26 protein-coding genes are annotated in these 21208 nt (G+C 60.1%); 15 read left to right on the forward strand and 11 right to left on the reverse strand.

Features of this window, described 5'->3' with window-relative positions; all coding sequences use genetic code 11:
• Window positions 1–42 precede the first annotated feature (42 nt).
• Window positions 43–810, forward strand: coding sequence for a TetR/AcrR family transcriptional regulator (locus EDC31_RS10290; RefSeq protein WP_042058550.1), 768 nt, complete (start codon window positions 43–45; stop codon window positions 808–810).
• On the opposite strand, the gene EDC31_RS10295 is transcribed toward EDC31_RS10290, so the two are convergent.
• Both EDC31_RS10295 and EDC31_RS10300 read right to left on the reverse strand, forming a co-directional pair.
• The gene (locus tag EDC31_RS10295; RefSeq protein ID WP_186820009.1) at window positions 749–1159 is read right to left on the reverse strand and encodes a GlcG/HbpS family heme-binding protein; all 411 of its coding nucleotides are present in this window, start codon (window positions 1157–1159) and stop codon (window positions 749–751) included. The two genes, EDC31_RS10290 and EDC31_RS10295, sit on opposite strands and share 62 nt — an antisense overlap.
• A gap of 122 nt (window positions 1160–1281) precedes the next feature.
• On the reverse strand, window positions 1282–2160 hold the full coding sequence (locus EDC31_RS10300; RefSeq protein WP_042058552.1) for a LysR family transcriptional regulator: 879 nt from the start codon (window positions 2158–2160) through the stop codon (window positions 1282–1284).
• Between the two features lie 101 nt (window positions 2161–2261).
• Between EDC31_RS10300 and EDC31_RS10305 the strand changes: the two genes are divergently transcribed.
• The 3 genes from EDC31_RS10305 (at window position 2262) to EDC31_RS10315 (ending at window position 5157) form a co-directional block, all read left to right on the forward strand.
• Window positions 2262–3065: a type 1 glutamine amidotransferase domain-containing protein gene (locus tag EDC31_RS10305; protein ID WP_239641645.1), complete on the forward strand. Its 804-nt coding sequence runs from the start codon at window positions 2262–2264 to the stop codon at window positions 3063–3065.
• Between the two features lie 10 nt (window positions 3066–3075).
• Window positions 3076–4131: an SDR family oxidoreductase gene (locus EDC31_RS10310; protein ID WP_042058555.1), complete on the forward strand. Its 1056-nt coding sequence runs from the start codon at window positions 3076–3078 to the stop codon at window positions 4129–4131.
• Window positions 4132–4266: 135 nt separating this feature from the next.
• Window positions 4267–5157, forward strand: a complete 891-nt coding sequence (locus EDC31_RS10315) for an aldo/keto reductase (RefSeq protein ID WP_042058556.1) — start codon at window positions 4267–4269, stop codon at window positions 5155–5157.
• A gap of 23 nt (window positions 5158–5180) precedes the next feature.
• On the opposite strand, the gene EDC31_RS10320 is transcribed toward EDC31_RS10315, so the two are convergent.
• Window positions 5181–5774, reverse strand: a complete 594-nt coding sequence (locus tag EDC31_RS10320) for a glutathione S-transferase family protein (RefSeq protein WP_042058558.1) — start codon at window positions 5772–5774, stop codon at window positions 5181–5183.
• Window positions 5775–5883: 109 nt separating this feature from the next.
• Between EDC31_RS10320 and EDC31_RS10325 the strand changes: the two genes are divergently transcribed.
• From EDC31_RS10325 to EDC31_RS10335, 3 genes are read left to right on the forward strand one after another with little or no spacing between them, the layout of a single operon-like run.
• Window positions 5884–6438 carry a TetR/AcrR family transcriptional regulator gene (locus EDC31_RS10325; RefSeq protein WP_042058562.1) on the forward strand — a complete coding sequence of 185 codons (555 nt, stop codon included), beginning with the start codon at window positions 5884–5886 and terminating at the stop codon, window positions 6436–6438.
• Window positions 6435–6740 (forward strand): GNAT family N-acetyltransferase, encoded by a 306-nt coding sequence (locus tag EDC31_RS10330; protein WP_042058564.1) that lies wholly within the window; start codon window positions 6435–6437, stop codon window positions 6738–6740. Before EDC31_RS10325 ends, EDC31_RS10330 begins: the two co-directional genes overlap by 4 nt.
• Before the next feature lie 33 nt (window positions 6741–6773).
• Window positions 6774–9998, forward strand: coding sequence for a type ISP restriction/modification enzyme (locus EDC31_RS10335; RefSeq protein WP_042058626.1), 3225 nt, complete (start codon window positions 6774–6776; stop codon window positions 9996–9998).
• 313 nt (window positions 9999–10311) lie between these two features.
• On the opposite strand, the gene EDC31_RS10340 is transcribed toward EDC31_RS10335, so the two are convergent.
• From EDC31_RS10340 to EDC31_RS10355, 4 genes are all read right to left on the reverse strand, one after another.
• The gene (locus EDC31_RS10340) at window positions 10312–12069 is read right to left on the reverse strand and encodes a recombinase family protein (protein WP_042058567.1); all 1758 of its coding nucleotides are present in this window, start codon (window positions 12067–12069) and stop codon (window positions 10312–10314) included.
• 26 nt (window positions 12070–12095) lie between these two features.
• The gene (locus EDC31_RS10345; RefSeq protein WP_042058570.1) at window positions 12096–12521 is read right to left on the reverse strand and encodes a hypothetical protein; all 426 of its coding nucleotides are present in this window, start codon (window positions 12519–12521) and stop codon (window positions 12096–12098) included.
• A 9-nt stretch (window positions 12522–12530) separates the two neighbouring features.
• Window positions 12531–12785: a type II toxin-antitoxin system prevent-host-death family antitoxin gene (locus tag EDC31_RS10350; RefSeq protein ID WP_036703366.1), complete on the reverse strand. Its 255-nt coding sequence runs from the start codon at window positions 12783–12785 to the stop codon at window positions 12531–12533.
• Between the two features lie 66 nt (window positions 12786–12851).
• A complete protein-coding gene (locus EDC31_RS10355) occupies window positions 12852–13061 on the reverse strand; it encodes a hypothetical protein (RefSeq protein ID WP_239641646.1) in 210 nt (69 codons plus the stop codon).
• Window positions 13062–13209: 148 nt separating this feature from the next.
• Between EDC31_RS10355 and EDC31_RS10360 the strand changes: the two genes are divergently transcribed.
• Window positions 13210–13440 carry a DUF6429 family protein gene (locus EDC31_RS10360; protein ID WP_042058578.1) on the forward strand — a complete coding sequence of 77 codons (231 nt, stop codon included), beginning with the start codon at window positions 13210–13212 and terminating at the stop codon, window positions 13438–13440.
• A gap of 23 nt (window positions 13441–13463) precedes the next feature.
• Here EDC31_RS10360 and EDC31_RS10365 read toward each other — a convergent pair whose 3' ends face one another.
• On the reverse strand, window positions 13464–13766 hold the full coding sequence (locus EDC31_RS10365) for a DNA -binding domain-containing protein (RefSeq protein ID WP_042058580.1): 303 nt from the start codon (window positions 13764–13766) through the stop codon (window positions 13464–13466).
• Between the two features lie 106 nt (window positions 13767–13872).
• Here EDC31_RS10365 and EDC31_RS10370 point away from each other — a divergent pair, with 106 nt between their 5' ends.
• Window positions 13873–14127, forward strand: a complete 255-nt coding sequence (locus tag EDC31_RS10370; RefSeq protein WP_042058582.1) for a helix-turn-helix domain-containing protein — start codon at window positions 13873–13875, stop codon at window positions 14125–14127.
• Between the two features lie 220 nt (window positions 14128–14347).
• On the opposite strand, the gene EDC31_RS10375 is transcribed toward EDC31_RS10370, so the two are convergent.
• Genes EDC31_RS10375 through EDC31_RS10385 form a run of 3 tightly spaced genes read right to left on the reverse strand, consistent with a single transcriptional unit; the run spans window position 14348 to window position 17151 of the window.
• On the reverse strand, window positions 14348–15379 hold the full coding sequence (locus tag EDC31_RS10375) for a CBASS cGAMP-activated phospholipase (RefSeq protein ID WP_042058585.1): 1032 nt from the start codon (window positions 15377–15379) through the stop codon (window positions 14348–14350).
• Complete coding sequence (locus EDC31_RS10380) at window positions 15369–15863, reverse strand: hypothetical protein (RefSeq protein ID WP_042058587.1); 495 nt, start codon at window positions 15861–15863, stop codon at window positions 15369–15371. Before EDC31_RS10380 ends, EDC31_RS10375 begins: the two co-directional genes overlap by 11 nt.
• Window positions 15853–17151 carry a nucleotidyltransferase domain-containing protein gene (locus EDC31_RS10385; RefSeq protein ID WP_042058590.1) on the reverse strand — a complete coding sequence of 433 codons (1299 nt, stop codon included), beginning with the start codon at window positions 17149–17151 and terminating at the stop codon, window positions 15853–15855. The genes EDC31_RS10380 and EDC31_RS10385 overlap by 11 nt, the downstream gene beginning before the upstream one ends.
• A gap of 131 nt (window positions 17152–17282) precedes the next feature.
• Here EDC31_RS10385 and EDC31_RS10390 point away from each other — a divergent pair, with 131 nt between their 5' ends.
• The 6 genes from EDC31_RS10390 (at window position 17283) to EDC31_RS10420 (ending at window position 21192) form a co-directional block, all read left to right on the forward strand.
• Entirely contained in the window at window positions 17283–17636 is a 354-nt protein-coding gene (locus EDC31_RS10390; RefSeq protein ID WP_042058592.1) for a helix-turn-helix domain-containing protein, read from the forward strand.
• The gene (locus EDC31_RS10395; RefSeq protein ID WP_042058594.1) at window positions 17633–18517 is read left to right on the forward strand and encodes an ImmA/IrrE family metallo-endopeptidase; all 885 of its coding nucleotides are present in this window, start codon (window positions 17633–17635) and stop codon (window positions 18515–18517) included. Before EDC31_RS10390 ends, EDC31_RS10395 begins: the two co-directional genes overlap by 4 nt.
• Window positions 18518–19098: 581 nt before the next feature.
• Complete coding sequence (locus EDC31_RS10405; protein WP_042058597.1) at window positions 19099–19770, forward strand: DNA methyltransferase; 672 nt, start codon at window positions 19099–19101, stop codon at window positions 19768–19770.
• Window positions 19771–19849: 79 nt separating this feature from the next.
• The gene (locus EDC31_RS10410) at window positions 19850–20140 is read left to right on the forward strand and encodes a hypothetical protein (RefSeq protein WP_042058598.1); all 291 of its coding nucleotides are present in this window, start codon (window positions 19850–19852) and stop codon (window positions 20138–20140) included.
• Window positions 20141–20411: 271 nt separating this feature from the next.
• Window positions 20412–20624, forward strand: coding sequence for a transcriptional regulator domain-containing protein (locus EDC31_RS10415; protein ID WP_081797569.1), 213 nt, complete (start codon window positions 20412–20414; stop codon window positions 20622–20624).
• Between the two features lie 49 nt (window positions 20625–20673).
• Window positions 20674–21192 carry a DUF2285 domain-containing protein gene (locus EDC31_RS10420; RefSeq protein WP_239641647.1) on the forward strand — a complete coding sequence of 173 codons (519 nt, stop codon included), beginning with the start codon at window positions 20674–20676 and terminating at the stop codon, window positions 21190–21192.
• Window positions 21193–21208 lie beyond the last annotated feature (16 nt).

Here is a 21208-nt window from a genome sequence, read left to right on the forward strand (position 1 = left end):
TCGCTAGAATGGTTCGCACAGGCGGGGGGAGGCGGCGCCAGCATGGCGGATGATAACGGATCGGATGCTGGCGTCGTGCGCGCGCCGAAAGGGGTGCGATCAGCCTCGCCGCAACGGAAGCGGCGTCGCCTCGATCCGGAAGACCGTGAGCGTGAGATCGTCGATGGCGCCGTCGCGTTCTTCGCCGAGGTCGGATTCGACGGCGGGTTGCGCGATCTGGCGAAACGGTTGGGTATCACGCACCAGAATCTCTTCCGCTACTTCCCGACCAAGGAGGCCCTGATCGACCGGGTCTATGAGGAAGTCTATCTCGGACGCTGGCAGGTTGAATGGGAGGTCTTGCTCGCCGACCGCACCATCGCACTCGAGCAGCGTCTTACACAGTTCTACCGGGCCTATCTTCAGGCGATCTTCCGCTATGACTGGGTCAGGATCTTCGTGTTCGCCGGCCTGAAAGGAGTCGGTATTACCCAGCGTTATCTGGAACTGGTCCAGGCAAGGGTCGTCGAGCCATTGGCACGGGAGTTGCGGGTGACGACTGGTCTTCCCGACACCGCTGAAGTTCCTCTTCTGCCGGAGGAAACCGAAATGGCCTGGGGGCTGCACGGCGAACTGTTTTATCTGGCGGTTCGTCGTTGGGTCTACGAGATGAAAGTCCCCGACGACCTCGATACGGTCGTCAGGGTTGCGGTGGTCAGGTTCCTTGCCGGAGCACCCAGTGCCATGCGGCTACTCCATGAAGGCACTCTCAGAGCGCCTGCACCCCGGTCTGGGCGACGCGCTCGTCCTGCTCGCCGGAACCCCCGCTGATTCCGATCGCGCCGACAATCTGTTCACCGCGCCGCAGCAGCACCCCGCCAGCAAAGATTATCACGCGCCCGTTGTTCGAGCTGTGAATGCCGAAGAACGGGCCTCCAGGCTGACTATGCTCGGCGAGGTCGGCCGTGCTCATGTCGAACGCCCGGGCTGTGAACGCCTTGTTGATGGCTATGTCGATCGCACCGATCCGTGCGCCATCCATCCGGGCATGCGCGACGAGATGTCCGCCTGCATCGACCACGGCGATGTTCATGGGCTGGCCGATCGTCAGGGCTTCGGTTTCGGCTGCGGCGATGACACGTCTGGCGTCTTCAAGGGAGCAGGTCATGAGCACCTCCATAAGTGACCGACCGGTAAATAGAGAAAAGGGACGCTTCCGTCAAGCTTGGCGGAGTTCGCATGGTCGTGGATTTGGAAAGTGAAGTCGTTTGGATAGAGAATATTATGCTCGATAACAGAACGTTATTCGGACAGTACCGCCAGTAATGCCTCCCGGGCGAAAGCCACGCGGGGGTGTCGCAGCGCGGTGCGCGCCCATACCAGGTGAAATGCGTTGCGCGGAACGGCTTTCGGTGCCGCGATCTCTCGTAGGGTGCCGGCCTGCCGCTGCTCCCGCGTCAGATAGTCGGGCAGGACCGACCAGCCGATGCCCGCCATAAGCATCGCGCGCAATACGCGCATATCCGGAGCGGTCGCGACAGGGGGCCGATCGACGGCAAGGTCGTTCGCACTCAGCCAGGTGCGAAGCAGCGGGCGTTCGAGATCGTAGGCAATATGTGGCACCACGCGCAGTCCGTCCTTCAGGCCGAGATGATGGATGCGGTCGGTGATGTCCGGGATGGCCACGGCTTGCAGCGTTTCGATTCCGAGTTGCGCCCAGTTCAGGCGTGGATCCTCCGGGAGGGACGCCGTCAGTCCCAGATCGACGGTGTCCGACAACAGCCAGTCGTACAAGGCGTCGCGACCGCCGATATGCAGGCGCAGGTCCAGTCCGGCTTCGATCAGGGGTGCAAGACGCGGCGCCACATACTCGCCCAGATACTCCGCCGGCGCCGCGAGATGCAGTGTCCCGGTGAGATCGGCCGATCGGGCCTTCGCCGCCGCCAATGCTGTTTCAGCCCGGTCGAGACTGTCTCCGATTGTCATCGCCAGATCGTCCGCAGCGGCGGTGGGCCTTACACCGCGCGTATGGCGGACGAACAATGCCCGCCCCAGTTGTGCTTCCAGTGATGCGATATGTTGCGAAACGGCCGGCTGGGTCAGCGACAATGCCCGTGCGGCTTCGCTGATCGAACGACATCTGTGGACTTCGACAAAGGTGCGCAGGTGCAAAAGCGACATGGGCTACCTATAACAAAAATTATGGCAGCCCGCCTGTCTTCTTTGATGTCGTGATGGCTGTGAGGGCTTAGGTTCCTGTTTTCAAAAGGGAGAAAACGGCCATGCGCGGTCGCCGGGAACTGATGCTGGGTGCAGGTGTCGCGTGGTTCGCAGCCCACGGGTCGAGCATCGCCCAGACGCGGCGACGCGACGCGCCGGAGAAACAGGGAGGCAAAACACGGATGAACATCCTCATGATCGCGACGTCTGCGGACAAGCTGGGGCAGAGCGGCCATGCGACCGGCGTGTGGCTGGAGGAGCTGACGACGCCGTTCTATGCGTTCCGGGATGGGGGCGGCGAGGTCACGCTTGCCTCCATCGAAGGGGGCGCCATACCGATCGATACACGGAGCGTGAAAGAAGCCGGCCAGAACGAGGCATCGGTGGAACGCTATCTGTCAGACCCGGCGTTCAGGCATAGGGTCGCCGATACTCCGAAATTCACGAATATCGATCTCAGCGGCTTTGACGCGGTGTTTCTTCCTGGGGGACACGGAACGATGACGGACTATCCGGAGAATTCCGCGCTCGCGCGTCTGATCGAACAGTTCGACCGAAGTGGCCGGATCGTGTCGGCGGTCTGCCACGGCCCGGCGGGACTGCTCTCTGCCCGGAAGGCGGACGGGACGCCTTTCGTCGCCGGGCGCCGTGTCAGCGCTTTTGCCGATAGTGAGGAGCGGGCTGTCGGACTGGAGCATACGGTGCCGTTTCTGCTTGAGGACCGTTTGCGTGCATCAGGCGCTCTCTACGAACGCGGCCCTGACTTTACATCGTTCGCCATACAGGACGGCAATCTCGTGACCGGTCAGAATCCGGCCTCGGCGGCACGTGTCGCGGCTTTGGTCATACAGCGGCTCAAGGCGTGAGAGAACGATCATGACCCAACCAGTCGCCCTTGTCGCCGGGGCAAACGGCATCATCGGGAACGCCACCGCACAGGAACTTCGCCGTCAGGGATGGAAGGTCCGGACGCTGGGACGGCAGACGGTTGCGGATTTCGACTCCCTGACCGTCGATCTCACAGACGCCGCGTCCACGCGAGAGGCCTTGGCGCGGGCGAGGGACACGACGCATCTGTTCTATGCGTCTCTCTCTCCCGATCCAGACCTTGCGATTGAAGCGAACCGCAACGCCGGAATGCTACGCCATCTGCTTGATGGGCTTGGTGCTGTCAACGCTCCCTTACAACGGGTCGTGATTTATCAGGGCTTCAAGATCTATGGCATCCATCTGGGCGCTGTGGTCCGCACGCCTGCCCGTGAGAATGATCCGCCGCATATGCCGCCGAACCTTTACATGGCGCAGGAAGAGGTTCTGCGGGCCTATGCCGGACGCGCGTCCTGGGATTACGTCGCCCTGCGCCCCGACGTCGTGGTGGGCGACGTGATCGGAAATCCGATGAACATTGCCCTTGTCGTCGGGGTTTTCGCCGAAATCTCGCGAGCGCTTGGTATTCCGCTCCGTTTCCCAGGAACCGAGCGCGCCTATCGGCAGCTTGTTCAGTTTACGGATGCCGGTTTGCTGGCCCGTGCCAGCCATTGGGCGGCCATCACGCCGCAGGCTGGGGGAGAGACATTCAACGTCACGAACGGTGATGTTTTTCGCTGGGAGCGGATGTGGGAAGATGTCGGATCGCATCTCGGTCTCGCGGTCGCGTCGCCGGTGCCCCTGACGCTCACGCGCCACATGGCCGACAAAGGTCCACTATGGCGGGAACTGGCTGAACGACATGGATTGGTCGAACCGGATATCGCCCGTCTTGTAGGATGGGGTTTCGGAGATTTCATCTTCCATACCGAGACCGACGTTATTTCGGACGTGAATAAAATTTATCGTTTCGGCTTTTCCGAGCGGATGGATTCCACCTCTTCCTTGATGGGCGCGCTCGCGCGGTTGCAGGAACGAAAGGCCTTGCCGACAGTCATTTTCTGAACCCGCCTTTCCGTAAGGCGATCATGATCGCCGCTGTTGCCTGGTACGGATGCCTACCCACATCTATAACGTGACATGCTGGCGAAGACATTGGTGCCCGCCGAGGCGGGCACATTCTTGAGGAAAGGTAGGACAATGAGCACTTCGAGCCATGACGCCACCAGATCCGGCAGCTTTAAAATCGGTGGCGATCTCGACGTCAACCGCCTGGGTTTCGGCGCGATGCGTATTACAGGCAAAGGCGTTTGGGGGCCACCCGCCGATCACGACGAAGCTATCCGCACGTTGAAGCGGCTTCCGGAACTCGGCGTCAACTTCATCGACACGGCCGATTCCTATGGTCCGGATGTGTCAGAATGGCTGATCCGCGAGGCGCTGCATCCTTACCCGAGGGGCCTCGTGATCGCCACGAAGGGCGGCCTGACACGTTCGGGGCCGGATATATGGAAGCCGGTCGGGCGACCGGAATACCTGCTTCAGCAGGTGCATAAGAGCCTACGCAATCTCGGGGTCGAACAGATCGATCTCTGGCAGTTGCACCGCATTGATCCGAAGGTTCCGGCGGACGAGCAGTTCGACGCCATCAAATCGCTGCTCGATCAGAAACTCGTCCGCCACGCGGGGTTGAGCGAGGTATCCGTCGCGGACATCGAGGCGGCCTCGAAATTCTTCGACGTCGCGACCGTCCAGAACCGCTATAATCTGGTCGACCGTACCAGCGAGGACGTGCTCGACTATTGCACCGCCCAGGGCATCGGCTTCATCCCCTGGTTTCCGCTCGCCGCCGGCGATCTCGCAAAACCGGGCTCGATACTCGACACCATATCGGGAAAATATAACGCCACGCCCGGCCAGATTGCCCTGGCCTGGATCCTCAGACGCAGCCCGGTCATGCTGCCGATCCCCGGAACGTCCAAAGTCACGCATCTGGAACAGAACGTCGCCGCCGTTGACATCACCCTGTCCGACGAAGACTTCGCGGCGCTGGATGCGGAAGGCCGCAAGGCGTTTCAGTCCGCCTCCTGATGGCCGTGTGAAGCATCTGTCGATTACAGACCCGGCATGGAGATGAAACCCGGCAGATTTCGGACGCGATCGAGCCAGCGGCCGAGAAATGGGTAGGGAGCCAAGTCAATACCACCTTCGGGCGCCAGTGTGAGATAGGGAAAGAGAGCGCAGTCAGCGATCGTAGGGCGGTTTAGCGCAAACCAGTCCTGTGTCCCGACATGCGCATTGAGCAGCGGCAGGAGTTTGTCGGTCCAGCGCATGGCGGTGTTCATATCGAGGGGGTACCCGAATTTCCGGATCAGACGGGCAGCGTTGGGGCCGTTGCGAACCTCGCTCGACGCCACTGAAAGCCACTGTGTGATGGTGGCTTGTGACAGAGCGTCTTCGGGCCACCAGGTGCGATCCCTCAGCCGACCGGCGAGGTAAACCAGAATGGCCTGGGAATCCCGAAGTGTGAGGTCGTCATCCACCAGAACCGGGACTTCCCCGAACGGGTTCAGTTTCCGGAAGTTTGGATCATGGTTCTCACCCGACGCGAGATTGACCGGAACGAGGTCCAGCTTCGTACCGGTCAGCGCAGCAAAAAGTCGGATCTTGTAGCAGTTTCCGGAGACGTCCAGATCATAGAGAAGCATCACGGGGTGTCCTGTGACCGGAGATAAGAGGGCTGGAGGCGCACGGGGCTTGCCCGGTGGCACCATGCATCCTACTGTGACGAACGACCGTTCGTGAGTCAAAGGTGAAATGAGAGAAGCCGTTCCTATCCGCCGGATCGTTGTCGAAGCCCGTGAACTGTTTCGCGAGCATGGCTACGAAGGAGCATCCATGCGTGATCTGGCCGATCGTGTGGGCCTGCGCCCGCAAAGCCTCTACACGCGCTTTCCGTCGAAGGAATCTCTGGTGCGCGAGGTGCTGGCGCTGACGCTCGACGACGTGCTGGTCGATCTCCCGGACCCCGCGACGGACTGGCGTGGAGCCTGGCAGACATTGATCGGGCGGATTGCGGAGACGTTCGAGACACGAGGACGTTGTGTGGGGCTGCATCTCGCTTATGGCGTGACAGCGCAGACACCAGACGCTCGGGATGCCGTGCGGGTGTTTTTCGCGCGATTACGCGATGCGATGGCTGGGATTCTGAAAACCGGGACGATTTTCGAACCGGCATCCGTTGCAGCGGATACCCTCGCGCAACTCGAGGGGGCAACGCTCTGGATTACGACCGAGGGCGACATGGAGCCTCTCCGGCATGCCGTGGAGCGTGCCTTGCGTGTTGGTGAGCGGGAAGGGAGAGCCGCGTGATCGAAACCGAAAGATTGCGTCTCTCGCTCCATCAGATGACGGATTTCCGCGATCTACGCGCGATGTGGAGCGATCCGGATGTCGTTCGTCACATCAGCGGCGTTCCATCATCGGAACAGATTAACAGAAAGCAGTCATTCTCGATGTTCGACTTTATGCAGCTATCGACCAAAATGCGTCGTTTCGAGATGACCGCAAAACGACAGCTCACGCCGGAAGAGGCTCTTGCACGGCTGCGCACTCGGCGTTTCACTTCCATGGCAATCAAAGCAAGGCTTGGCAGAATCCTCGACGAACGTTAAGCCGCGTTAGCAATAATGGGGCTCGTTCAAAGAATGGATATCGAAGCCTATCTCGCGGAAATTCGCGCGCTTTACGCTAGTGGGCAGTCAACAGAACATAGCTTCCGCCCTGCCTTGGCCAAATTGTTCGCTTCCATTGACCCCGCGCTGACGGTCATCAATGAACCCAAGCACCTAACCGACGTTGGCGCGCCGGACTTTGTGTTCAGCCGTGGCGATGTTCCCATCGGCTGGTGCGAGGCGAAGGACATCGGCAAGGACGTGCGGAAATTCGCCGCGACCGATTACAGCAAGGCGCAGAAGGAACGCTACAAGAAAGGCCTGCCTAACCTGATCTACACGAACGGGCTGGACTTCGAGTTCATCCGCGACGGCGAATCGGTGGACTTCGTCACCATTGCCGATCCTATCCCGTCGCTGCCCACGCATCCTGCCAATTTCACCGCGCTGGAAAATAGGCTGAGCGACTTCGCGCACATCACCCCGCTCAGCGTGACGTCATCGGCGAAGCTAGCTACGATGATGGCGGGCAAGGCGGCAATTATAAAGCACATAATGGGCCGCGCACTAGTGGCGGATATGAAAGCAAAAGAGGCCAGCGGCACCGCAACCGACCTGATCGGTCAGTATGAAGCGTTTAAGACCAGCCTGATCCACGACATCACCGTGGAGGAATTTGCCGACATCTACGCCGAAACCATTGCCTATGGCCTGTTTGCTGCGCGGCTCCACGATGAAACGCCGGACACTTTTACCCGCGCCGAGGCGCTGGACCTGTTGCCTAAGACCAACCCCTTCCTGCGCGAACTGTTCATCTACATCGCCGGACCCAACCTAGACGAGCGCCTGCGCCGCGTGATCGATGAACTGTGCCATGTTTTCTGCGCAACCGACATGGACAGGGTGCTGCGCAATTTCGGCAAGATCACCGCGCGGCAAGACCCGTTCCTGCACTTCTATGAGGACTTTCTGGCCGAATATAACCCCTCCAAGCGCAAGGCGCGCGGTGTGTGGTATACGCCCGAACCCGTAGTGAATTTCATCGTGCGCGCCGTAGATGAGGTGTTGAAAACCGAATTTAAGCTGGCCGATGGCTTGGCCGATACCAGCAAGATTACCATCGATTGGGATACCGGCCAAAACCACCCCAAGACCGGCAAGCCAGCCTTGATCAAGAAGCAGGTTCACCGAGTCCAAATTCTGGACCCTGCTACCGGCACTGGCACATTCTTGGCTGAGGTGGTGAAGCTGGTTTCTGAACGGATCAAGGGCGTCGCCCCCGGCCAGCTATCCGCCTATATCGAACGTGACCTGATCCCGCGCCTGCATGGGTTCGAGTTGCTGATGGCCAGCTATGCCATGTGCCACATGAAGCTGGACATGATCCTGACACGTCTGGGCTACAAACCATCGGCCCACCCGCCGCGCCTCGGGATATATCTCACAAACAGCCTTGAGGAAGGCGAGCGGGTGGAGCAGACCCTGTTCGGTCTCTCCCGCGCCATCGCCAATGAGGCCAAGTCCGCCAGCGACATCAAGCGCCAAACCCCTATCATGTGCGTGATCGGCAACCCTCCCTATTCGGGCCATTCGTCGAACAAGTTCGAGAAAGGTAGCTTTTTCGACTGCTTGATGAATGACTATAAGAAGGAGCCTGGCGGTCAGGAAAATCTACAAGAGCGCAACGGCAAGTGGATCAATGACGACTACGTGAAATTCATTCGTTTTTCTGAACACATGATCGAGAAGAATGGCGAAGGTGTTTTGGGGTTCGTCACCAATCACGGCTATTTGGACAACCCCACTTTTCGTGGAATGCGCTGGCGATTGATGCAAAGTTTCGACCGCATCTACGTGCTCGACTTGCATGGAAATACTAAGAAGAGGGAGGTTTGCCCGGACGGCTCGCCAGATAAGAATGTATTCGACATCATGCAGGGCGTGGCCATCATTGTGGCGGTTAAACATCGGCGCGCTGGCAAGGCGGCAAAGCCGCTAGCCGAAGTCCGTCATGCTGATATCTGGGGCACTCGTGATGCGAAAAATAATACGTTGTCGTCCAATTCTCTGGGCGGCGTCGAATGGCATTTGGTGCCACCCAAGCACCCGCAATTCTATTTCGCTGCCAAGGATTTTGATCTCGAGGCACATTATGATTGTGGCTTCTCTATCATTGATTTAATGCCGGTTCGAGTTTTGGGCTTTCAAACGCATCGCGACGCCTTTGCCGTAGCGGAAACACGTCAGGCCTTGATGGAGCGACTAACCGCGCTCCGCGATGCCTCGCTGCCAGACACCGACATCAAAGCTCGTTGGGCTTTGCGTGATAATCGCGATTGGCAGTTAGCGCCCCAACGGAAAAAACTGGCCGAAAACCCAAACTGGCAGGCCGCTGTCACTGAATGTCTCTACCGGCCATTCGATCTCCGGTTTTGCCATCTTGGGTACGAGACAATGGACTATCCTCGGACCGAGATAGTTCAGCATGCACTGCACAGGAATAATATCTCCCTGCTGCTTCCGAGGCAGTTATCCCTCTCAGGATTCCAACATGTTTTGGCAGCGGACTTCCCGGCGGAAAGTTGTGCAGTTTCATCTAAGACCAAAGAGCAGAATCAGGTCTTTCCCCTCTACCTTTACCCCGAAGCAGGCACCCTGGATCAGTCAATTCGGATCAATTTCGACGCCAAGCTTTACGCGCAAATCTGTGATACGGCTGGTCTCACCGGCTCATTGACCTCACCCAATGGCACCGATGCTTTCCGCGTTGCCACCGGAGATGCCCGCCCCGATGAGGTCAAGGTGTTCGACTACATCTATGGCGTTCTGCACAGTCCTGCCTATCGGGTGACTTACGCCGAATTTCTAAAAATCGACTTCCCCCGCATCCCCTTCCCGGTCAACTCCGAGAGCTTCCGCGCGATCAGTGAACGGGGTGAATCCCTGCGCCGTCTTCACCTGATGGAAGCCGCTGCCATCGGCGAAACCCCTTATCCGTTCCACGGTGACGGCGAAAGCACAGTGGACAAGCCCCACTTCGATGGAGGCCGCGTTTGGATCAACGCGTTGCAATATTTCGATAGCGTGCCCGCGATTGCGTGGGAGTTTCACATCGGCGGCTATCAGCCCGCGCAAAAATGGCTAAAAGACCGAAAGGGTCGCGCCCTGACCTATGACGACATCCGCCACTACCAGCGTATTATCGAGATCCTAGTCAAAACCGACCGAATAATGCGCACCTTCGACCAGAAAATCTAACGCATTTAGTTATACTGATGTAAACTGTCGTGGCAAAGAATGTGCGTGCCAATCAGATCAACATCGGCCATTGACCAAGCATCTCTCTGGGGTGGAAGCGGCAGCTCTCGCCAAAAGTCGTTATGCGCGTAGCGAGTTGGGAACGACGGCTTCGTCCCAAACTCAATCTATCACGCTTCGCTTAGCAATGTCCGCTTTCGGGCAACCACCATCACCACTTCGATGTCTAATAGGTAGCCGCAAGCGGACACAGCTTCGAATAAATAAATCCTTCATTCCACGAAGGGCTGAACTCAATGATTGCAGTTGGGGATCAGGCGCATGCGGAAAAAAGTTCATCGAAACAGTCTATTAAGCACGCTTTATTCTTGTCTTGCGATTGTCGCAACTTGAGAAGCAATCCTGCCCCCGCAACCATTGAGACCGACAAACCCGCCGCTCCAACGGCGGGTTTTGTCGTTTTACCAGCCGTTCCAACAGCTTGCCGCTCCGTCCATTCCAGGATCGTCGCCAGATCGCCGTGCAGCTTCGCGAAAACCTCGCCGCGTTCCGGGCCGGGAGTGAGCACGATCTTCTCGATCAGCATCCGCAGCGCCGCAGCCGCCTGGGGCCGTTCGTCGGGCCTGGCGAGGGCGGTGGTTAGCGCCGCAACCTTCTTCGCGTAGATCGCCGACGCGCTCGGCAGAATGTCCGGCGTATCTTCTGGAATGTCGGCGAGCAGTTCGGTCAGTTCCGCCTTGCGGGCTTCGAGCGCATCCATCTCGCCCTTCATGCTCGGATGGAACATGCCTTCCTTGATCGCCTCGATGATTCCCCTGATCTGTTTTTGGATTTTCACCAGCTCAACCTTCCAGGCATCGCCGTTCGAGCGACGTTCCCGATTGAGGCGGTTGGTTTCCTCGGCATAGGCGCGCATGGCTTCCGCCGCCGCTTCAGGGGCCATCATCCGATCCTTGAGCCCGGTGAGCACGCGCTGTTCCAGGTCCTCGCGTAGGATCGTTCGATTGTTGGAGCAGGTGCCCTTGGTCACATGCGTCGAGCAGGCGAATCGGTCGGAGCCTCGGATGGAAAACGGGCCACCGCAGCAGCCGCAGAAGATCAGGCCCGAGAGCAGCGTCTTCGGCCGATGGGTGCCGTTCAGGCGGTTCTTCTTGTGATGCTTGCGGATGCCCTCGGCGACGTTGGCATACTTGGCCGACGTGACAGCCTGCCGCGCCTTCACCGCCTGCCAGAGTTCATCATCGACGATCCGCAGTTCGGGAACGTCCTTGACGATCCACTCCGCTTCCGGGTTCAGCCGCGAGACGCGCTTTCCAGTCGATGGGTCTTTGATATAGCGCAGCCGGTTCCAGATCAGGCGGCCGATATAAAGCTCGTTGTTGAGGATGCCGGTTCCGCGCTTTGCATGGCCGTGGATGGTGGTGTCGTTCCAGAGTCGCCCTTCGGGACCGGACACGCCTTCCTCGTTCAGCGTCTTTGCGATGACGCGCGGACTGATCCCCGCAGCATAGTCGCGGAGAATGCGCTGCACGATATTGGCCTCGGCTTCGTCGATCTCGCGGTCTCCCCGGATCGGGTCGCCGCGCGCATCGAGTTGTTTCACGACTTTATAGCCATAGCAAAGGCCGCCGCCCGACTTGCCGTCTTCGACGCGGCCACGGATACCGCGATGTGTCTTGGCCGCGAGGTCTTTGAGGAACAGCGCGTTCATCGTGCCCTTGAGGCCGACGTGAAGCTCGCTGATCTCGCCCTCGGCCAGCGTGACGATGGGAACGCCGGCGAACTTGAGATGCTTGAACAGCGTCGCCACATCGGCCTGGTCGCGGCTGATGCGGTCCAGCGCCTCGGCCAGCACCATGTCGAACTGGCCCGCCTGCGCATCTTGCAACAGAGACTGGATGCCGGGGCGCAGGATCATGCTCGCGCCGGAGATGCCCGCATCCTTGTAGGTGCCGACGACCTTCCATCGTTCGCGCTTCGCCTGCTCGCGGCAGATGCGGAACTGATCCTCGATCGAGGCGTCCCGCTGATTGTCGGAGGAATAGCGGGCATAGAGGGCAACGCGGGTCATCGGTTGGTCCTTTCAAAACTCCATGGTCAGCGGCGCACCGCGCCGCTCTTCTTGGCGCGGGCCAGTTCGAGGAAGCTGGCCCTGATCTTCGCAAACAGCCCCGGCGGGATAAAGCCGTAAGCGAACTCGCCCCGCTTGCCGGGAACCGGCGATAGCCCGCCATTGGGCCATTCGTCGATGTTATGTTCCGAGACGATCACCCAGCTCGGCGCATCGTCGAGGCCAATAGCCTGCTTCACCTTCGCCGGGATCTCTACGCCGACCGTATCGCCGGAGGGCGGCGTGTGGGTGATCGGCAGCAGCACCACAAGGCGCGGGCGCACAAGCGCATCGGTCGCGGCGACGAGGCAGGCCGGGCGGTCCTTGCCCTGATCCTGGCCGGCAGCGGCTTCATGCGTCCAGAGGTAATCGTAGCGGAGGACAAGGCCGGGCTTCGGTTCAGGGATCGCCACGCCGCCGCCTTACTTCAGCAGATCGTCGAGGTGGGCGTGTTCCGGGTCCATCTCGGCCCGCTCTACGGCGTCGATCACCACATCGGCGGCATCTGCCGTGCGGTGTGTCCGCTGCGCGGCGGCACGGAGCCAATCGTAATGATCGGCGGTCATCAGCACGAACTCGCGCCGCCCGTGCCGGGTGATCTCCACCGGCTCGCGCTGCGCCTGGTGCTGGAACTCGCCGAACTTGCGCTGGAATTCGAGGGAACCGACTGTCGGCATGGCAGGCATCCTTTCGATTGGGATGCCTGAATTATACGTGTAATTCGTGTTTTTGCAACGATGAAGTCAGACATCCCTGCCTGCCGGGCGCTTCCTTTGTGCTCTTCGCTCCAGTTTAAGCTTGCGCTCGAACTGCTCGCGGGCGATCTGGCGGCCGATCAACCGGGCGAGGATCAGCACGGCCTCGTCGGCGCGGCTGACGCCGTTGCGTGCCGGTTCCGGCGTGGCCGAAGGTCCGACTACCTCGATGCTGATCCTGTCCCGTTTGAGCGCCATCGTCTCCAACAATCCCATGCCCGGAAGGGGCAGGGACCATCGAAGAGCCGTGCGCCATCAAAAGAAAAGAGCCTGATCGCAGCCGTGCGGTGTTTAGGATACCATAGCGTATAAAAAGGACGGTCTGTAATCGGGAGAATATCGTGCAATGGAGATCGACAAGGACAAGATCGACGATGCGGTTCTCGCGCTGCTCTACCTGACGCTCGACCGCGACGGCCGGGCGTGGAAAGGCTTCGACTGGAGCGCGATGAACCGGCTGCACGAGAAAGGCTTCATCGGCGATCCGGTCAACAAGGCCAAATCCGTCTGGCTCACCGAAGAGGGCATCGCGCGATCGGAGGAGCTGTTCCGGAAGATGTTCACAGTCGCGAAGTGACCGGCGCAGCCATTGCGCCATCCTCAATGCCGGCTATGCCGGTCCTGTTCCTCGACCGCCTGTTCCAGAATCCGCCGATAGCCGGTCTTCGTCATCCATTGCGCGCGGGCGAGATGGCTTTCCCAGCACCGCCGCGTGCGGACGAGGTCGGCGGCGGGATCTCGGTGCAGCACGATCCGCGCCACCTCGGTCCAGGCCGCACCGTCCGCTTCCGCGTCCAGCAGGCGCAGGTAGGTCACGAAATGCTCTTCATCGTAGATCGTAATGTCGGGGCCGGTCGGAGCTTCGTCTTCGACATCGGGGTCAAGATTGGGTCTGACGCGCATGACACGCCCTCCATTGCAGGTTGGCAATATATATAATCCCGAAATGGGATAATCCCATAACAGGATTAGCAGAACGGCTCCTTCTCATCAATGGAGCCGGTTCTGAATGCAGAAATCCCTGCGTACGCCAAGACAGCAGCTTCTTATTTCCCTGCTGGTCGAAGCACGCAGGGCCAGGGGAATGACGCAGGCCGAAGTGGCGCTAGCACTCGGTAAACCGCAATCCTTCGTCGCCAAGTATGAGAACGGAGAACGGCGGATCGATGTCATAGAGTTTATGGACATCGTGGCTGCGCTGGATATTTCTCCTGCGGCTATTCTGGCGCGGATCGAGGCGGCGAGGGATTCTGCGACGGATTGAAGGGTTCGGGGCCATGCGATCCGGCAATCGTCTCTCGGCGATCAGTCATAGTCCCGGTGGTCGAAAACGGTTGGTTCCCGCCCTTTTTGTCCGCTGCCGACCTCCTTGTCGCCGTCCGTAGAGTTCCTGGCTCACCCGAAATCTGCCGTTTGTCTGGGGCAGACGGATGCCAGTGCCGCGGCCGAGTGCGACCTCAAGTCCGCAGACACACACGGATAAGCTACTTCCCAGAAAAATGCTTCTCCCGGGGCAGCACCTTATTCCCGAAGAAGGAGGAAATCTCGGTGCGCCTGCTCTCAAAATGCTCGGCAGCCCGGTCCGGCAGGCGGGCAAACGCTTCGTCATAGTCGTCCATCTCGATCGCCGAATCGGCTTCGTCGGGCTCGATACGCAGGCAGCGGTCAGGCCCGAGCAACAACTTCGCCTGGGCGGTCGCGTTGTCGGTGGTCAGGAACATCGCCGCCTTGATCGCCTCTCGCCACGCGATCAGCCCCCGGAACACGTCGGGCTTGCGGAGGGCGAAGGGCGCATTGCCGGTGCCGATGCTGAAAATCTCCACTTGGTCGAAACCTATATCGTAGGCGGTGATGGCATCGACGAGCGCGACCATGATCGGATTGTTGGCCCATACGCCGCCGTCGATGAAAATCCGGCCGCTTTCTTCATGTTCAAGGCCCTTGAGATAGGTCGGCGCTGCCGAGGTTGCTCGCGCCACTTTCCACATCGGGGTCGCGTGATCGTTCCTGAAGTCCTTGTGATGATCGGTCTTGAAAACAGCGATTTCCGTCTTCGGCATCATGAAGGCCGGAATGACCAGCCGGGTCATGGAGTCGCCGAGAAGATGATCAGTGAATCGGCGCTTCAGGGCCTCTTCCAGCTCTTCGTGAACCAGCTTCGGGCCGTTGAGGGATCGCAGGAACCGGCGGGCCCGGCCGATCCATCCATTCGGCAGCGGCGGGAATATCTTCCGGCCGTCATCGTAGTAGAACCCCGTGATCCCGGCGGTTGGAATGCCCAATCCCAGGCCGAGGGCAATGATGCCGCCGGTCGATGTGCCGGCGATCATGTCGAAATACTGCGCCAGCGGCGCGCCGCCGCAGAAATTCTCTTCACAACGCCCCAGGATTTCGGCGGTGTAGATGCCCCTAATCCCGCCACCGTCGAGCGAGAGGATTTTGAACGGCCTGTCCGCCGGCCAAGGTTGGCGCGCACGGCGGGTCGGCAGGCTGTTGGCGCGGCGGTCAGTGAACATCGGCCTTCACCTCCCGGATGATTTGCGCGTCAGCGGCGTGCATGCGCGCCACGCTTTCGTAGCCGACGCCGGGCGCGAGCCATTCGCCCGTTAGGTGCCACAGCTCGTAGTAGGCGAGCCATTCGGCGGCCCAGTGGATAGTCGTCTCCGCGATCAGGCACGCGGCGGACCACTCGCCACCCTCGGGGTCGAACAGGCACAGGCCGGAGCTGGGGGGATCGTTCGCGTCGTAGATCAGATGCGGGATCTCGGCGAAGGTGCTGCCCGGCCGCGGCTCCAGCGGCGGATCGATGACCATTACATAGGGCAGCGTCATCGCGCCCGGCTTCCAGAAGAGGAACACTTCATACAGCCGGGCTTTGGGCCGCAGCGGCCCCCGCCACGCCAATGTGCCGTCCCCCAGTCTCCTGCCCTGGAAGTCCGGCCACTGGGCGGCCATCGCCTTGAGCTGGGCATCGGGCGAGCGCGCGCCGTCAATCTTCATCCGGGTCGTCCGTCGGCGCATCGAGGATGAAGGGATGGAAATTGTGGCGTGGCACCTCACGCAAACGTTCCGGCGCGGCAACGATGGACGGGGCATAGATGCCGCCGGTGCACGGCGCGGAAAGCACCGGCGCCGCCCGGTCCCGGCGATCGTAGCGCTCCATCAGGATGGCGCGCTGTTCCCTGCCGATCCGCTCGCCGAACAACTCGTCGATCATGTTGGCGATATCGGTCAGCGACGCCCTCGCCATGAATTCCAGCCGTGCCGCAAGGTGCTCCAGCGCTTCGGCCAGCGCCTTCATGTCGGCAAGGCCCGCGGCATCGGCCCGCGGCCAGCGGTCATTGATGCGGTCCGGCGGATAAGAGGGGTTTTCTTCGCGCGGGCGGGTGTCGTCCGCAAGATGCTGGCGCATGATCTTCGCCGTGCTGTCGGCCAAGGCATAGAGTTGGGCGGTGAGGCCGAGCGGGATGTACCCCACGCAGCCGGCGCGCTTGGTCAGGTAGATGGAAGGCGGGCGCGACAGGGGCAAACCCTCGTAACGCAGGTTGAGGTACCGCTTCAGCAGTTTGAGCGCGACGGCCTCCTGCGCGTCGATCGCACTGGGGATGACGGGCGGCAACTCATGCTGCTCGGCCTTGGCGACAACCAGCCGCTCTTGCTCGTCGAGATAGCGCAGGCGGTTTTTGGAGACCGCGCCGCGATGGCGCCGCAGGGCTTCCGCGAAGAGTTCCTGACCGACGCCGACCTGACCCCGGAACCAGTTGGTGAATCCCCACGGGTTGGACGGAACCCGCAACGCTGGACCGGTGTCGGGCGAATGGAAAATTTCGCCGGCCCTCTCCACGGCGAGACGCTGCCGCCGGTCGAGGATCGTGACGTCCATGTGCATGAACGGAAACTGGAGCTGCACGCAGCGGGTGCAGCGAACGATCTTGATGACGCCGGGGAACCCCTGCAACGACTCTTCCAAAAGGTCGAGCGCCCGGCTGTTATCCCAGTCTGGGGGCACGTCGATCTCGACGATGGCGTCAACGTCGAAGCGGTCGTCATCCGTCCCGCTGAGGATCGTCGTGCTCGTGGCGATCGAGCCCTGCGCATAGATCAGACTGACGCCGTCGATCAGGTACGGCGCAAGCGGGCTGCCGCGGCGCTCAAGATGGGTCTTGAGGCGGCGATAGCGGTTTTCGGTGACCTTGCGATCGTGCGGGCTGAGTTCTATCAGCGCCGCCACATCGAGAAGCACCTCATCGAGGGCATCAGTCTTATGAAAAGGGTCCGGTACGGACATGTCTTTAAGTTCCTTCTGGAAGGGCGGGGTCGCCGGGATTTAGCTTGCTCATGTCGGGGAAGACATGAGATACATGTCTATAAAATAGGACGCCGATCAATTGGCGTCAAGTTTATCATGACGGAGAAGACATGACCAATAGTGAAAGCCCCAGCGAAATTTTCCGCGAAAGGCTAAAAAGTGCTCGAGAATTAAGGGGTTACAGCCAAGAGCAGCTTGGCGCTCGCGCTGGGATGCCGGCCAGCTCCATCGCGCATTTCGAGACCGGCCGTAAGCCGTCCTTTGATTCGCTGCGGCGACTCGCCAATGCGCTGGAGATTACCACAGACTATCTGCTGGGGCGCGTGGACAGCCCTGAACTTGCGCAGGCGGGCGACCCCCTTTTCCGCGACATAGGCAAGCTGACGGGCAGCGACCGCGAGATTGCCAAGGACTTTCTGGAGATGCTCGCCAAGCGCAACGCGAAGAAGGACAAGGCCCCGTGAGCCGCATATTCAGCCTGAAACTCGCCCGGCAGACGGCGGAAGCGTTTCTTCGGGATGAAGGCATTTCGACGCTGCCTGTCGATCCTTTCGCGATTGCGGAGAGCCGTGACATCGTGGTGCAAGGGAAACCGGCGGAACATGACGGCGTATCCGGGATGCTGCTGCGGCACGGCAATGATTTCGGCATCATCTTTGCCACCCATATTCCCAGCCCCGGCTTTCAACGCTTTAGCGTCAGCCATGAACTCGGCCATTATTTCCTGCCGGGGCATATCGACCAGGTCATCAAGGGCGGTATCCATGTCTCGCGTGCCGGATTCGTGACCAACGACCCTTATGAGCTGGAGGCGGATCATTTCGCTGCCGGGCTTCTGATGCCGGAAACGCCATTTCGCAAAGCGATGGACCGGTTCGATCCCGGCCTGGATGCGATCGGCCAGATGGCCGAGTTGTGCGTGACCTCGCGCACGGCAACGGCCATTCGCTTCGCGGAACTGTCCAACGCCGCCGTCGCCGTCATCGTCAGCACCGGGGGCATCATCGATTACTGCTTCATGTCGGATGCTATGAAATCGCTTCCGAAACTGGACTGGATTCGCAAGGGTACGCCGCTGCCGACGGGCACCGCGACAGCAACTCTCGCAGCGGATCCTGAGCGCGTCGCTGCCGGGGACCGATTGAGTGACGAGACCGACGTGCGGGACTGGCTTGGCGGCACAACGTACGCTGTAGTATCCGAGGAATCCGTCGGACTGGGACGCTATGGAAAGGTCCTGACAGTCTTGTCTTCAGGTAGCATCGGTCCGGACGGCGATCCAGAGGACGACGAAGACGATGAAAACAGCCTTCTCGAAAGCTGGACACCCCGTTTTCGGCGATAACGAAGTAGGCCCGCTAGGTACAAACAGCACGGATCTTAACACTTCGGCTTCTCTCTGCCGAAGGAGAAATAAGTGCGCTGCCAGCGAGGAGCGAATTCTAACCTTGCCGATTAGCGCCGATTTTCTGCGCTTCGACAGTGTCTGGTTGCGGCCATCCGCTTTAAGGTCTCAAATGACGAGTTTGAAGGCGCATTGCTGCTGAAGTGCGGTTACCAAGCGAGTAGCAGCTTTCCCGGTACAGGCACCTGAACCTAGCCAGTCTGTTTCCCCCTCATTGCCGTTCTCGGCTTCTCCTCACCAAGGTAATCGGGTGCCTATTTTGAGCATCAGCATGACGAACAGAGAATCGTTCGAGGGAACTGTAGAAAAAATATACTAATGGCTCCGCCCTCGCGCGGCCCAAGAAAACTCTGTGGCCTTTCGCGGCATAAACGGCCCGCTCCCCGTAAGCGGGTCCCCTCCATTTATTCCACGGTGCCAAAGACTTTCCTTGCACCTTGCTACCCCGGTCTCGCCGACGGGCAAGGGTTCAGGAGCGGCGCTTCGCTGCTCTGAACCCCAAAACCCGAAGGAAAAAGACAATGACCAACAGCACCCAGGCCCCCCGCAATGTAATCTTCAATGCCGATTGCATCCAGGCTATGCGCTCTTTCGAAAGGGGATCGGTGGACTTCATTCTGACCGACCCGCCCTATCTGGTGAACTATCGCGACCGTGGCGGCCGGAAGGTGGCGAACGACGACAACGCCCGTTGGCTCCGCCCCGCCTTCAACCAGATGCACCGCGTTTTGAGGGATGGAGGTTTCGCCGTTTCGTTTTACGGCTGGAACAAGGTCGATTTGTTCATGGACGCATGGAAAGCTGCAGGTTTCCGCGTTGTCGGGCATATCGTTTTCCGCAAGCGTTATGCGTCATCGGCGAGGTTTCTGCGCTACCAGCATGAGCAAGCCTACTTGCTGGCGAAGGGCAATGTTTGCCTGCCCGAAAATCCCATCCCGGACGTGATCGACTTCCCCTATGCGGGCAACAAGCTGCATCCGACGCAAAAGCCTGTTGAAGCACTGGCGCCGTTGATCGAGGCTTTCACGAAGCCCGGCGACCTTGTGCTGGACCCGTTCTGCGGCAGCGGTTCGACACTGGCGGCAGCGCAGCAACTTGGCCGTGACTGGGCCGGCATTGAGCTGGACAGCGGCCATTACCGCACCGCCAGCGACCGGCTGTTTGCCCTGCAATGCGGGAAGGCGGCGGCATAAGCCGCGCCTCTCCCCGTCACATGCGCCTGTCCGAGTGGCGGGCGCTTCTCATCCCAACATCAAGACGAAAGGGCATGACATGCGCTGGATCGTTACGACAGATCATCATGGCGGCTGCATCGGATTGGGAGAGGACGCCAACGGCGTTCCCGCTCGCGGAACCCCCGAACAGGGCGCCGCCCTGCCGATGGATTTCCGGCTTCACCTCGCAAACGGTGATGTGCTTTTCGAGGGCCGTTGCAGCGACATTGACGCGGATTGGTGGCACGGTTTCGAGCCGTTGAGTTACCTATGGGCACCGTTCCGTTGCCGCCGCCTGTCCTATCGGCGCGCGGGAACGGATGAGCCGTGGCGCTGGCTTCGCCCGTAATCCGATCGCTTTATCTCAAACATCGCCACCGCCGATCCCTCCCGGATTGGCGGTCTTCGCGCGTCCCGCGGGCAGCGCGAAAAATCGCGCTCGCCGGGCGACGCCCGGCTCGCCAGACAATGCAAGCATTGTTAAGAATAAAAAAGATCAACAGATTTATCGGATTACGAGTAACAGTTATCTCATTTGTGCGGCTACCCTCGCACTTAAATATTCAGAATGCTCTCTGTTCGGGCGCAGCCATGCGCGCCCGCCATAGGGAGGATACGCCATGCTGAACATCGATTGGCGTGCTCCGGCGGCATATGGGCACACGAACCGCATACCAGCCGCCGGTTTCGCCTGGGAGTATCTGCGGCGAGATGATGAGTATCATCGGGATTTTCGCGCCATCGCACGACTGAAAAATCCGCGCCGCCGCCTGGAGACGTTTTCTCACCGCTGGGGGTTGCGATTTCCCGTGCGATCCCGAAACTCTTCCTGATCTTCGGTCGCAATTTTGGATTCCACATCTCCAGCCGCATGCGGTTTTGTTGTCGCCGATCCAGGATCAGGGCGATCCTGGGACGCCCGCGCTGACACTGGCCCATCTTGACGGGCTGGACCTACGTCATGCGGCCGATGGCTGGCACGGCATCTGGCATGTCGATGGCGTGGCACACCAGTTCTGGCTACCCGAGGCGGCGCCCGATGCTGCGGCGTTTTACGCTGTCAGTCTGCCGATGGATTCCTTTCTTGAAATGCGCGTCCACGCGGCAAGGCGCTTGTGGCGTTCGCTCAATGGCAGAGTGCCGGGACCGGATTTCCGCGCAATCCCGGATCAGCTTCGGCAATTTCATATTCTGTCGCTGCGGGCGCTTGACGCCAGGCTTTGCGGCGAGAGCCTGCGCACCATAGCGGAGGTGCTGCTGGGCTTTCGCGGGACGAAGGAGGATTGGGAGAGCGATCCGCGCAGAAACCAGGTGCGTCGCCTCGTCGTCAATGGCCTGAAGATGATGAAGGGCGGTTATCGGCTGCTTCTGCACTACCCCATAAAGCCCCGCCACGACTGACAGCCATCTTTCCAGC

Origin of the sequence: Acidomonas methanolica (assembly GCF_004346035.1) — a bacterium.
Lineage (GTDB): Bacteria > Pseudomonadota > Alphaproteobacteria > Acetobacterales > Acetobacteraceae > Acidomonas > Acidomonas methanolica.